14 protein-coding genes are annotated in these 12735 nt (G+C 54.7%); 13 read left to right on the top strand and 1 reads right to left on the bottom strand.

Annotated elements, in window-relative coordinates; translation table 11 throughout:
- Positions 1 to 34 precede the first annotated feature (34 nt).
- From yabG to ABD796_RS30195, 9 genes are all read left to right on the top strand, one after another.
- Positions 35 to 901, top strand: coding sequence for a sporulation peptidase YabG (gene yabG, locus ABD796_RS30235; protein ID WP_344915491.1), 867 nt, complete (start codon positions 35 to 37; stop codon positions 899 to 901).
- 217 nt (positions 902 to 1118) lie between these two features.
- Complete coding sequence (gene veg / locus ABD796_RS30230) at positions 1119 to 1394, top strand: biofilm formation stimulator Veg (protein WP_344915489.1); 276 nt, start codon at positions 1119 to 1121, stop codon at positions 1392 to 1394.
- Positions 1395 to 1486: 92 nt separating this feature from the next.
- Positions 1487 to 1678 carry a small, acid-soluble spore protein, alpha/beta type gene (locus ABD796_RS30225; RefSeq protein WP_344915487.1) on the top strand — a complete coding sequence of 64 codons (192 nt, stop codon included), beginning with the start codon at positions 1487 to 1489 and terminating at the stop codon, positions 1676 to 1678.
- A 117-nt stretch (positions 1679 to 1795) separates the two neighbouring features.
- Complete coding sequence (gene ispE, locus ABD796_RS30220) at positions 1796 to 2650, top strand: 4-(cytidine 5'-diphospho)-2-C-methyl-D-erythritol kinase (RefSeq protein WP_344915485.1); 855 nt, start codon at positions 1796 to 1798, stop codon at positions 2648 to 2650.
- Between the two features lie 83 nt (positions 2651 to 2733).
- Positions 2734 to 3552: a pur operon repressor gene (gene purR, locus ABD796_RS30215; RefSeq protein ID WP_344915482.1), complete on the top strand. Its 819-nt coding sequence runs from the start codon at positions 2734 to 2736 to the stop codon at positions 3550 to 3552.
- Between the two features lie 76 nt (positions 3553 to 3628).
- Complete coding sequence (locus ABD796_RS30210; protein ID WP_344915480.1) at positions 3629 to 4021, top strand: RidA family protein; 393 nt, start codon at positions 3629 to 3631, stop codon at positions 4019 to 4021.
- A 115-nt stretch (positions 4022 to 4136) separates the two neighbouring features.
- Complete coding sequence (gene spoVG, locus ABD796_RS30205; protein WP_110843786.1) at positions 4137 to 4421, top strand: septation regulator SpoVG; 285 nt, start codon at positions 4137 to 4139, stop codon at positions 4419 to 4421.
- A 138-nt stretch (positions 4422 to 4559) separates the two neighbouring features.
- Positions 4560 to 5963 carry a bifunctional UDP-N-acetylglucosamine diphosphorylase/glucosamine-1-phosphate N-acetyltransferase GlmU gene (glmU, locus tag ABD796_RS30200; RefSeq protein WP_344915476.1) on the top strand — a complete coding sequence of 468 codons (1404 nt, stop codon included), beginning with the start codon at positions 4560 to 4562 and terminating at the stop codon, positions 5961 to 5963.
- A 69-nt stretch (positions 5964 to 6032) separates the two neighbouring features.
- Positions 6033 to 6671: a 50S ribosomal protein L25 gene (locus tag ABD796_RS30195; protein WP_344915474.1), complete on the top strand. Its 639-nt coding sequence runs from the start codon at positions 6033 to 6035 to the stop codon at positions 6669 to 6671.
- 90 nt (positions 6672 to 6761) lie between these two features.
- Here ABD796_RS30195 and ABD796_RS30190 read toward each other — a convergent pair whose 3' ends face one another.
- On the bottom strand, positions 6762 to 6962 hold the full coding sequence (locus ABD796_RS30190) for a hypothetical protein (protein WP_344915472.1): 201 nt from the start codon (positions 6960 to 6962) through the stop codon (positions 6762 to 6764).
- A gap of 105 nt (positions 6963 to 7067) precedes the next feature.
- Here ABD796_RS30190 and pth point away from each other — a divergent pair, with 105 nt between their 5' ends.
- From pth to ABD796_RS30170, 4 genes are all read left to right on the top strand, one after another.
- Positions 7068 to 7628 carry an aminoacyl-tRNA hydrolase gene (gene pth, locus ABD796_RS30185; RefSeq protein WP_344915469.1) on the top strand — a complete coding sequence of 187 codons (561 nt, stop codon included), beginning with the start codon at positions 7068 to 7070 and terminating at the stop codon, positions 7626 to 7628.
- A gap of 116 nt (positions 7629 to 7744) precedes the next feature.
- Positions 7745 to 7975: an anti-sigma-F factor Fin gene (gene fin / locus ABD796_RS30180; RefSeq protein ID WP_344915467.1), complete on the top strand. Its 231-nt coding sequence runs from the start codon at positions 7745 to 7747 to the stop codon at positions 7973 to 7975.
- Positions 7976 to 8097: 122 nt separating this feature from the next.
- On the top strand, positions 8098 to 11619 hold the full coding sequence (gene mfd / locus ABD796_RS30175) for a transcription-repair coupling factor (RefSeq protein WP_344915465.1): 3522 nt from the start codon (positions 8098 to 8100) through the stop codon (positions 11617 to 11619).
- A complete protein-coding gene (locus ABD796_RS30170) occupies positions 11606 to 12700 on the top strand; it encodes a peptidylprolyl isomerase (RefSeq protein WP_344915463.1) in 1095 nt (364 codons plus the stop codon). Before mfd ends, ABD796_RS30170 begins: the two co-directional genes overlap by 14 nt.
- Positions 12701 to 12735 lie beyond the last annotated feature (35 nt).

The following is a 12735-nucleotide window of genomic DNA, read 5'->3' as shown; positions in this document are numbered from 1 at the left end:
GCCCATAGGATAGTCGAGGGAGGCGATACGGAGTATGAAGCAAGGAGAACTGGTCGTTCGAAAGTCCTATGGCGGAGACGTCATTTTTAAAATTGCCGCGCTCGACGTGCAGCGCGCGGTGCTCAAAGGCGTCGATTTCCGGCTGTTGGCCGATTCGCCCGTCGCGGATTTGCAGCCGGCGCAGGACGCCCGGCCGCTCCAGCAGCAGTATTCGCAGATGAAAGTCAACGAGTCGCTGCGCGAGCTGGCGCGCTACCGGCTGTGGCAGCGGGAGAAGCAGCAGACTCAGCTTGGCGGCGAGCAGCATATGCCCCATGCCTACTTCGAGATACCCGGCAAGGTGCTGCACCTGGACGGCGACCCGATGTATTTGCGCAAAAGCATGGCATTGTACGAGGAATTCCGCGTTCCGGCGGAAGGATATTTCGTCACCGAAGCGAATATGAGCCAGGCGCTGTACCGGCTGCTGCCGGAGGTACGGCCGGACATTGTCGTCATTACCGGACACGACGGGATTTTGAAACATATGAAGGACAAGGACATAAACGACCTGAACATTTATAAGAACTCGCACAACTTCATCAATGCGGTTCACGCTTCACGTCAGTATGACCGCAACCTGGATTCGCTCACCGTCATTGCCGGGGCGTGCCAGTCCCATTTCGAAGCGCTGCTGAAGTCCGGGGCAAACTTTGCAAGCTCCCCCGGAAGGGTGCTGATTCACGCGCTCGATCCGTCCTGCATCGCCATCAAGGCGGCCTTTACGTCCGTGAAGGACACCGTCAGCATCGTCGATGTCATCCGCAACACGATCAGCGGCTTCGAGGGCGTCGGAGGCGTCGAGACGCGGGGGAGCTACCGGCTTGGACTGCCGAGATTACAAACACCAGCAACATCCTGAAAAGTGCCGAAAGGTGCTTTTTTCTTTTTTGCCGTCAAAATGGATAAAATATGAACATTATGTGAATGTTACGGAGGAGAATGGCCTAAAAATCGAAAAAAAGGCAGTAGAAAGGGCATTGACAGTAAGTTTGGTTCACTGATATAATATTTAGTTTGATTTGACATACTACCTCTGGATGGGTTATAATAGACAAGGAAAGAGGTGGTAGTTGACAATGGCAAAAAATGCGCTGTTGGAAATTAAACGCAGTTTGGAAGCCCACGTCGGGCAGAAGATCATGTTGCGGGCTAACGGAGGCCGTCGGAAAACGATCGAGCGTTCCGGTGTGTTGGAAGAAACCTACCCTTCTGTCTTTATCGTCAAGCTGGACCAGGACCAAAACGCGTTTAAGCGTGTTTCCTACAGCTACGCGGATATTTTGACCGAGTCGGTCGAAGTAACCGTATGTCAGGACGAAGGACAAGTCCGTATCACCTATATTCAGCATTAACCTCATACAGCGTAACCGGCGGCGAAACGAATCGTTTCGCCGCTTTTTTCACATAATACGAACAATTCGCCTATGAAGGAGGTGCATGCAGAATGAGTCGTCGCAGACGAGGAATGATGTCCGAGACGTTCAAGGACGAGCTGGCTAAAGATCTGGGCTTCTACGATACGGTGCAGCGGGAAGGCTGGGGAGGCATCCGGGCCAAGGACGCCGGCAATATGGTAAAGCGGGCGATCCAGCTCGCCGAGCAGCAGCTCTCCAATTCGTCTTCCCCCCGTCGATAGCCGATACGGGTAAAGAGCTTCACTTCAAGCTAAAGCGGCTTCGCGCCGTTTTAGCTTTTCGTTTGCCTGTTTGATATAATATGGAATTAGTTATCGCTTCGGTAAAGGTTGTGGACTATGAAAATATACGAGAAGGCGCCGGCGAAAATCAATTTGCTGCTCGACGTGCTGCGCAAGAGAGACGACGGCTATCATGAAGTGGAAATGATCATGACGATGATCGACCTTGCCGACCGTCTGGAGATGCAGGAGCTTCCGCGGGATACGATCATCATAGCCAGCCAGGCGGGATACATCCCGCTCGACGAGAAGAATCTGGCGTTTCAAGCGGCCAGGCTGATTAAAGAACGGTACGACGTCCGGAGCGGCGTCTATATTCATTTGGATAAGCGAATCCCTGTCGCGGCTGGGCTGGCCGGAGGGAGCAGCGATGCGGCTGCGGCTCTGCGCGGCCTGAACCGGCTGTGGAGGCTCAATATCCCCGTTCCGGAGCTTCAGGCGCTTGGAGCGGAGCTCGGCTCCGACGTGCCGTTCTGCGTGACGGGAGGGACGGCGGTCGCCAGAGGACGGGGAGAGAAGCTGGAGCCGATCGAAGGACCGCCGCAATGCTGGGTGATTTTGGCCAAGCCGCCGATTCACGTGTCGACCCAAGAAATATACGGCAGGCTGCAGGCCGGCGCCATCGAGCGTCATCCGTCTACGGCGGACATGCTGAGCGCCATTCGCGGGAAACGGTTCGCCGACGTGTGCGCGGCCATGGGCAACGTGCTGGAGGACGTCACAATCCGGCATTATCCCGAAGTGCGGCAAATCAAGGAGTGCATGCTGAGGCTCGGTGCCGACGGGGTCATGATGTCAGGGAGCGGTCCGACCGTATTCGGGCTCGTTCAAAAGCAGTCCAAGGTGGCCCGCATCTACAACGGCCTGCGCGGATTTTGCAAGGATGTGTACGCGGTGCGTCTGCTGCCGTAAGCAGTCCAGTTGCGAAAAGCCGGATGAAAGTGATATATTTTTGGTATATTATTCGGAATTTGCGGTTGTGGGGGGAGAGGCGCATGAAAAAACTGAAACGTAGTGCCAGATTGGTGGAAATGACGCAGTATTTGTTGTTCCGCCCCCACACGTTAATACCGCTTACCGTATTCGCGGAACGGTACGCTTCCGCCAAGTCGTCGATCAGCGAGGATTTGGCGATCATTAAAGAGGCGTTCGAAGAGGAAGGGCTTGGCGAGCTGCATACGCTTGCGGGCGCTGCGGGCGGGGTCAAGTTTACACCGAAAATCTCCAAAGCGTCTTCCCTGGATATTTTGAACGACATACGCAAACAGCTTGAACTGCCCGACCGGGTACTGCCGGGCGGTTATTTGTATATGAGCGACATGCTCGGCCAGCCGGGACTGGTAAGCGAGATCGGAAAGATGTTCGCCACCGCCTTCGCGGACAAGCCGCTCGATGTCGTCATGACCGTGGAAACCAAGGGCATTCCGCTCGCCTTCGCGACCGCCACTTATCTGAACCTGCCCGTCGTCATCGTCAGACGCGACAACCGCGTGACCGAGGGCTCGGCGGTGAGCATCAACTACGTGTCCGGCTCCACCAAGCGCATCTCTACGATGTCGCTCGGACGCAGGGCGCTCAAAGAGCACTCGAACGTGCTGATCATCGACGACTTTATGCGGGCCGGGGGAACGATCCAGGGTATGATCGACCTGCTGAAGGAATTTCGCGCAACCGTTCAGGGAGTCGGCGTGTTCGTCGAGTCCGCCGAGGTGGAAGAGCATCTGGTCGAGGATTACATATCGGTCGCCAAGTTGACCAGCGTCGATCCGAGAACGAAACAAATATCCGTATTGCCAGGCACTTATTTTAACTAAAACCATCTCGTACAAAAGTCGGATTTTATGAATAGGTCGAACTCTGACTTTGTACCAAACAAAGGGGAAAACTGCGATGACCATTGAAATCGTATCGACTGCCAAGGCGCCTGCCGCCATCGGACCTTATTCGCAAGCCGTAGCTTTCGGCAATCTCGTCTTCACCTCGGGCCAAATTCCGCTGAACGAGCAAGGCGAACTGGTGCAAGGGGGAATCGAGGAGCAGACGCATCAAGTATTCCGCAATTTGTCGGCCGTGCTGGAGCAAGCGGGAGCATCCTTGTCCGATGTACTTAAAGCAACGGTATTTATCAAGGATATGAATCAGTTTGCAACGGTCAATCAAATCTATGCGTCTTACTTCGGAGACCATAAGCCAGCCCGGTCCACCGTAGAGGTAGCGCGCTTACCCAAGGACGTTCTTGTCGAAATAGAACTGATCGCCGCGAAAGTTGTCGAAAAAGTTTAAATTGCAAATAAATTTTTAAAAAAACGTGGTTTTTCGGAAAATTCTAGGAGGATTTAGCTTTGGAATGTGGAAGTATACACCCAAGTCTCGCACAGTCCAAAGGTGGTGAACACAATTGCAGATTACTGATGTACGTCTTCGCCGGGTAAACTCCGAGGGGAGAATGAAAGCGATTGCTTCCATTACGATTGACAACGAATTCGTCGTTCACGACATTCGCGTCATCGACGGAAACAACGGGATGTTCGTTGCCATGCCGAGCAAGCGGACACCGGATGGAGAGTTTCGAGACATCGCTCATCCGATTTCTTCCACCACTCGCGAGAAAATTCAGGCGGCCGTTTTGGCCGAGTATGACCGGGTATCCAGCGAGGAAGAAGTTATTGAAGAAGGAGCCTGATTTGATGAGACAGTGAAGAGAGCCCGACTTTTGGCTCTCTTTTCTTTTTGCGCCAATTACGCTATATTCGATAGGGAAACGAAGCCTTTGCTTTCGAAGCAAGCTTCCTTGGGAAAGTGGTCAGGAGGAGGACGAAACATGCGGATATTAGGAGTAGTGCTGGCTGCCGGACAAGGCAAGAGGATGAAATCGAAGCTGTACAAGGTGCTTCATCCCGTGTGCGGCAAGCCTATGGTCGGCCATGTGCTGGACGTGCTCGATACGGTGCAGACGGACCGGAAGGTCGTGATCGTCGGTCACGGTGCGGAACAGGTAAAAACTTACGTCGGGGACCGGGCCGAATTCGCACTTCAGGCCGAGCAGCTCGGTACGGGACATGCCGTATCGATGGCCGGGCCGCTGCTGGAGCAGGAGGACGGGATTACCGTCGTCATCTGCGGGGATACCCCGCTCATTCGGCCGGACTCCCTGGAGGCCATGATCCGGCTGCACCGGGAACAAGGCGCCGCGGCTACGCTGATGAGCGCTACGTTGGACGTGCCCCAGGGCTACGGGCGCATTGTGCGCAACGAGCAGGGCCATGTGGTGCGCATCGTCGAACAGAAAGATTGCACGCCCGAGCAGGATGCGATTGCCGAGATCAATGCGGGTACGTATTGCTTCGACAACCGCAAGCTGTTCGCCGCGCTTGCCCAGGTCACCAACAATAATGCCCAGAACGAATATTATTTTACCGATGTTATCGGTATTTTGCGCGAACAAGGCGAGAAGGTGCTCGGCTACTGCACGACAGATCCTTCGGAATGGATCGGCGTCAACGACCGCATTGCCTTGTCGGAAGCGGAAAAATATATGCGAGAGCGCATCAACCGTCAGCATATGGCGAATGGCGTTACTTTGATCGATCCGGCAAGCACCTACATCGAGAAGGGCGTCGTCATCGGCGCGGACACGGTCATTCACCCTGGTACGGCGCTGCGGGGCCGTACGATCGTCGGAGAAGACTGCACGTTCGGTCCTCATTGCGACGTTACCGATACGGTTATCGGGAACGGAGTCCATATTACCCAATCCGTGCTGTCCGGGGCCGAGGTCGGAGACGGCTCCACGGTAGGACCTTTCGCTTATTTGCGTCCCGGCGCGAAGCTGGCCGGCAAGGTGAAGATCGGCGACTTTGTGGAGATCAAGAACGCTTTTCTCGACGAAGGGGTCAAGGTATCGCATCTGAGCTATATCGGCGACGCGGAAGTGGGCAAAAACGTCAATATCGGCTGCGGGGCGATTACCGTCAATTACGACGGCTTTAACAAGCACCGGACGATCATCGGCGACGATGCGTTCGTCGGCAGCAACGTCAATCTGGTCGCTCCGCTGACCGTAGGCAAAGGGGCCTTCCTGGTGGCCGGCTCGACGATTACACACAACGTGGACGACAACGATATGGCGGTTGCCCGCGAGCGGCAAGTGAACAAGCCGGGGTATGCGGACAAGATGCGCAGCAAGTTCAAAGCGGCCAAAGAAAGCAAGAAGTCGGCCGAGTGATGTTTCGAACCTCCTCGAAATGGGTAAGTTAACATAGACTAGCCATTTTGTCAGGAGGTATTTCGAGATATGACCACGACATTGAAAGCGGAGAACCGCAAAGACAGCATAACGAAATCCGACTTGAAGAAAATGCGGGAGCAAGGCCAAGTACCGGGGGTCGTATACGGCAAGAAAGTGCCGAGTACGCCGATCTCCATCAACGAGAAGGAATTGAACGCTCTGCTCCGGCATCACCAGCATTCCATTCTGGAGATGGATATTCCGAACCAGGGGAAATTCCCGGTAATGATCAACGGCATTCAGCGGGATAGCCTGAGTCGCAGCCTGCTGCACATCGATTTTCACCAAATCAATATGAACGAGCCGATCCGTGCTACGGTCGGCCTTGAATTGACGGGCGAATCGCCTGCCCAGCGGGAAGGGGGCGTCCTGACCGCCGTGCTTCATGAGGTGGAGGTGCGCTGTCTCCCGGATCACTTGCCGGGCTCCATCGCCGTCGATATCAGCGGCCTTGAGCTTGGCGGAAGCTTCCTAGCGAAGGACTTGCAGCTGCCGCCGGAAGTCGAGCTGAAGACGGATGAGAACGCCGTGTTGGCGACCATTCTTGTTCCTCAGAAGGCGATCGAAGACACCGACGATACGGGCGACGACAAAGCGGAAGGAAAAGCCGTGGAGGCGCAGCAGGAATCGGTTGGTCAAGATTGAGCGGTTCGACCGTCCGCATCACAACGAAGGGGTGACGCATCCATGCCGGATGCTTCACCCCTTATTTTTCATTGGCCTTGACCGTCAGGCTCAATAGCCCGGCCGCGAAACGAACGTATACAGACCACGGTTGTAATACGTACTGTTAACTTTAATGAACGAGTGGGTGACGCGCTCGACATAACCGATATCCCGGTGTCGATGCTCCAAATAAATTTGCACAGGAACCTGATGTTGGATATGATCATTGAAATGGTGGTCTTCCGAAATGTGATCGCCATTTGAATACATAGTTCCACCCTCGCCTTTGTTGGGATTATGATATAGCATAGACAACTGAATGGGCCGAATCGTTGCATGGTTGGAAAATTTTTTTTGACGGAGGATTCAAGCGCGATGAAATGGATAGTGGGATTGGGCAATCCGGGCGCCGCCTATCGGAACAACCGGCATAATGTCGGGTTTATGGTTGTCGACCGCGCCGCCGAGCAGTGGGGCATTTCGGTCACAACCGGCAAATTCAAGGCGCTTGTCGGCGAAGGGATGGTGAAAGGCGAGAAGGTATATTTGCTGAAGCCGATGACCTATATGAACTTGTCCGGAGAATCGATGAGAGCCTTTATGGATTTTTATAAAGTGCCGATTGAAGACGCTTTGGTGGTCTATGACGACATGGATACACCGTTCGGCCAAATCCGGCTTCGTTATCAGGGGAGCGCAGGCGGGCACAACGGGATCAAGTCGATCATTCAGCATGCCGGCACGCAAACGTTCAACCGGCTTCGCATCGGCGTCTCCCGCCCGTCCCCCGGCTTCAGTATCGTCGATTATGTGCTGGCCGATTTCACCAAGGAAGAGAGCAAGACTTTGCCGGACATGATCCAGAAGGCCGTCGATGCGCTGGAATATTCGCTGGAACAGCCGTTCGACAAGACGATGGCGAAATTTAACGTCTAAACCTCACCCGGCGAGCGATCGGGACGATTCCTTCTGCGGCAGCGGCTAAGTTTGCGTATATTGGTTCATACTAGTAACGCAACGCCAAGTCACAGGACCGGTCAGGAGGGCATACGATGGCTGTAAAATATGTATGCAGACATTGCGCGGCTTCAATGGGGGAAATCGACAATCCGCAGGTGAACGAATTGCAATTGGGGTTCCATTTCTTGACCCCCGAAGAACGCGGAGATATAATTACGTATAACCAGAGTGGCGATGTGCTCGTCAAGTTAACGTGCGATTATTGCCGCAAGGCGCTGGATGAACACCCGGAATTGAACCTGGTCGCCAGTCCGCTCCAATAGCAGGCGGAATCGCGGGCGGGTATATAGCTTAACTTCAAGTTTCGATTTTGACGCGAAACAAGGCCTCGGTATGTTGTCCAAGGCTTTCTTTTTGGTTTGCTCGCATAAAGGAGTGTATACCTTTGCAATCATTGATCCGTGCTTTTTCCGAGGATCGCGAGTTTCTATCGATTGTCACCGGCATCGAATCGGGCATGCGCGAGCAGCTGATATCCGGCTTGGCCGGATCGTCGCGGCAAGTGTTTTTGTCGGCGCTGGCCGTCAAGCTGAACCGGCCCGTATTCGTGGTGACGCACAATATGTTTTCGGCGCAGAAGATGACCGAAGATTTGCTGGAATGTTTGCCGGAGGATCAGGTGCTTCTATATCCGGCGAACGAATTGGTCGTTACGGAGACCGCCATCGCGAGCCCCGAAACGCTCGCCCAGCGGATCGATGCGCTAACCCGGCTGGCTGCGGGCTTCCGCGGCGTCGTTGTCGTGCCGTTCGCCGGCGTTCGCCGCCTGCTGCCGCCGAGCCACGTGTTCCGCGAGGCGCAGATCGAGATCAAGGTCGGCGATTCGCTTGAGCTGGACGCGCTGCTGCAACGCATGGTGGAACTCGGCTACGAACGGGTCGAACGGGTCGAATCCAAGGGCGAGATGAGCGTCCGCGGAGGAATATTGGACTTTTATCCGCTGACGTCCGAAACGCCTTTCCGCGTCGAGCTGTTCGATGTGGAGGTAGACTCCATAAGAAGCTTCGATGCAGTAGACCAACGTTCCATCGATAAACTGAACACGGTTGTCATAACGCCCTGCAAGGAACTTATAGCCGAAAGAAAACGCTTCCACGAAGCAGCCCAGCATGCCTTCGAATTGCTTCAGGAGCAATTGGCGAGAATGACCGATCGTCAGGTCAAGGATAGGCTGAAGGAAGAGATCGGACATGAGATCGAACGGCTGCGGGAGCATCAGTTTTTTGCCGGATTGTACAAATACGTCGGCCTGCTGTATCCGGAACGGCATACTTTGATGGACTATTTGCCGAAGGACGCGATCCTCGTTATCGACGAGCCGAGTCGTCTTTTCGAGACGTCCAAGCAACTGGAGCGGGACGAAGCGGAATGGCTGACGAACCTGCTTCAGGAGGGCAAATCGCTGCCCGGCTTTGCGATGGCCAAAACGTACGAAACCATTTTGCACCGCACGGCGTTCTCCACGCTGTACGTCTCTTTATTTTTGCGTCAGGTGCCGCAAACGCAGCCGCAAAATATCGTTAATTTCATGTGCCGGGCGATGCAAAACTTCCATGGGCAGATGAACGTGCTCAAATCGGAGATGGAGCGCTGGAAAAAGACTGGCGCTAGCGTCATGGTGCTGGCCAACGGCGAAGAGCGCGTGGACCGGGTACGCCGTGTGCTGAGCGACTACGAGATCGACGAGCCGATTATCCTCAAGGGCAATCTGCAGGCAGGCTTCGAGCTGCCCTCGATCCATCTGGTGGTCATCACCGAGGGCGAGATGTTCACGCAAAAAAACCGCAAAGTCCGCAAAATCGACAAGAAGATCGACAATGCGGAGCGGATCAAAAACTACAGCGAGCTGAAGGTCGGCGATTATGTCGTACACGTCAATCACGGCATTGGCAAATACGTCGGAATCGGTACGCTCGAGGTAGGCGGCATCCATAAAGACTACATGCATGTTTTGTACGCCGGCGGCGACAAGTTGTCCGTGCCGATCGACCAGATCGACCTGATCCAGAAATACGTCGGCTCTGAGGAGAAAGAGCCGAAAGTATACAAGCTCGGCGGAGCCGATTGGGCGAAAGTGAAGAGCAAGGTGCGCAGCACCGTGCAGGATATCGCCGACGATCTGATCAAGCTGTATGCCGACCGTCAAGTGGCGTCCGGCTACGGCTTTAACAAAGACACGTCCTATCAGCAGGAATTCGAGGGAATGTTCCCTTATGACGAGACGCCGGACCAGCTCCGAGCGATCGAAGAAATCAAAAAAGATATGGAACTTCCCCGGCCGATGGACCGTTTATTATGTGGGGACGTCGGCTACGGCAAGACCGAGGTCGCGGTCCGAGCGGCGTTCAAGTCGGCGATCGATAACAAGCAGGTAGCCGTGCTCGTGCCCACGACGATTCTCGCCCAGCAGCATTACGAGACGTTCCGCGAGCGGTTTGCCGACTATCCGATCCAGATTAAGGTGCTTAGCCGTTTCCGGTCGCAAAAGGAACAGAAGGATACGATTAAAGGCGTCAAGCAAGGGACGGTCGATATCGTGATCGGAACGCACCGGCTGCTGTCCACCGACCTCGTGTTCAAGGATCTGGGGCTGCTGATCGTTGACGAAGAGCAGCGGTTCGGCGTTTCGCACAAAGAGAAGCTGAAGAGGCTGAAGACGAATGTGGACGTGCTGACGCTGACCGCTACCCCGATTCCCCGCACGCTGCATATGTCGATGCTGGGGGTCCGGGATTTGTCCGTCATCGAGACGCCTCCGGAAAACCGCTTCCCCGTCCAGACGTACGTGGTCGAGCACAGCAATGCGCTGATCCGCGAAGGGATTGAACGGGAGCTGGCGCGAAACGGCCAAGTGTATTATTTGTTCAACCGCGTGCAGGGCATCAACCAAATGGCGGAGCAAATTTCGTATCTCGTGCCGGATGCGAAGGTCGGGGTCGCCCACGGGCAAATGTCCGAGCAGGAGCTGGAGAAGACGATCCTCGACTTCCTCGACGGGGAATACGACGTGCTTGTCAGCACGAGCATTATCGAGACCGGGGTGGATATCCCGAACGTCAATACGCTGATCGTGCACGATGCGGACAAAATGGGCTTGTCCCAGCTGTACCAGCTCCGCGGTCGCGTCGGACGTTCGAACCGGATCGCTTACGCCTATTTCACCTACCAGCGCGACAAGGTGCTGACCGAAGTGGCCGAGAAGCGGCTGCAAGCGATCAAGGAGTTCACCGAGCTCGGTTCGGGGTTCAAAATCGCCATGCGCGACCTGGCGATCCGCGGCGCGGGCAACCTGCTCGGGGCGGAGCAGCACGGGTTCATCGCCTCGGTCGGCTTTGACTTGTATACGCAAATGCTCGGCGAGGAGATCGCCAAGCGCAAGGCCGAATTGCACGGCGAGCAGCCAGAGGAGCGCGTGTCGGCGCCGACGCTGATCGACCTCACTTTCGATGCCTATTTACCGTCCGACTATATTTATGATAGTATGCAGAAGATTGAGATTTACAAAAAAGTGGCTAATATCAAGACGCTTGAAGAAGCGAACGACATGTACGAGGAAATCGAGGACCGGTTCGGCACCCTGCCTCAAGCGGTGATTAACCTGCTGGCCGTTGCCCGTCTCAAAGTATACGGGGCCGATTATGCAATCGAGTCGATTTCGCAAAAGGGAGATGATATCCAACTCAAGATCCGCTCGAGCGAAAACGGCAATTTGGACGGCCAGCGGCTGCATGCTTTGTCTGCCCAGTTTGAAGGGCGGGTCAAGCTGATCGCCGGACCGCAGATCGTCATCCAAATGAAATGCAAGGGATTGAAACCAGAAGCCTCCATCGAAATGCTGGAACGTTTTCTGGTACAATACAAAGAGGCTCTAAAGTCGAAAGGAGAGTTACGCCATGTTGCCAATTAAACGCAGCAAGACTGCCCGTCGGTTGTCCATCGTACTGGCCGCCTTCATCGTGGCGGCAGTGGCACTGACCGGATGTGGTAAAGATAAAGAAAATAAAAATTCGGCAGGAGGAACCACTGCAGGGAGCACCGAGGTGGTTGCCACTTATAAGGACGGCAAAGTAACGAGAGGCGAATATGATTCCTTCGTCGGTTCCGTCAAGTTTTTTAACCCGATGTACGCCCAGTTCGAAACCGATCCGATGTTCCAGGACTATATGATGAAGCAGCTGATCGCCTTCAAGGTGCTCGGCGCCAAAGCGGACGAGCAGTCCAAGAAGGACGCGGAGACGAAGACGAAGCAGCAGCTCGATGAGATCAACCAATATTTCGTGCAGCAGAGCGGAGACAAGAATGCCCTTGACGCTCAGCTGAAGAGCGCGAATATTTCGCAGAGCGACATCAACGATTATATTTTGAAAAGCCTTCTCGTGCTCGGGGACGCCGAGAAGAAGGTGACCGACGATCAAGTGAAGGCCAAGTACGAGGAGAACGCGAAAGCCAACGCTTATACGATCGCCACGGTTAGCCACGTGCTCGTAGCGCTTAAGGACCAAAATCAGGACAAGGATATCCGCACCAAAGAAGAGGCGCTGAAACGCGCTCAGGAAGTGAAGCAGAAGCTGGACGGCGGCGCCGACTTTGCCGCTATCGCCAAGGAGTATTCGGATGACGGCGGCTCCAAGGAAAACGGCGGGAAGTACGAAAACGAAGAGGTCGGCCGTTGGGTCGAGGGCTTCAAAAAAGCGGCCATAGAGCTGCCGATCGGCAAGATTAGCGATCCGGTGGAGACCGAGTTCGGTTATCATGTCATGAAGGTCGAATCCCGTTCGTCGAAAACGATCGACGAAGTCAAAGGGGAAATCAAATCGGAATTGGCCGAGACGGAAGTCTCGAATTTCATCGAGAAAGATCTGCCGGCCATGATCGAGAATATCGATAAGGACAAGCTTCCTAAAGCGGAAGCTCCGCCGGCTGCCCCGAATGCGGGCACGACTCCTCCGGCAACGTCCGACAACGGTCAGCAGCCTGCAGCCAAATAAAGCTTTTGACAAAGACGCCCGCGAACGGGCGTCTT

The organism is Paenibacillus hodogayensis, assembly GCF_039536325.1.
GTDB classification, from domain to species: Bacteria; Bacillota; Bacilli; order Paenibacillales; family NBRC-103111; genus Paenibacillus_AB; species Paenibacillus_AB hodogayensis.
The sequence above is the reverse complement of the archived record's forward strand: the minus strand, read 5'-3'. Positions and strand labels throughout refer to the sequence as shown.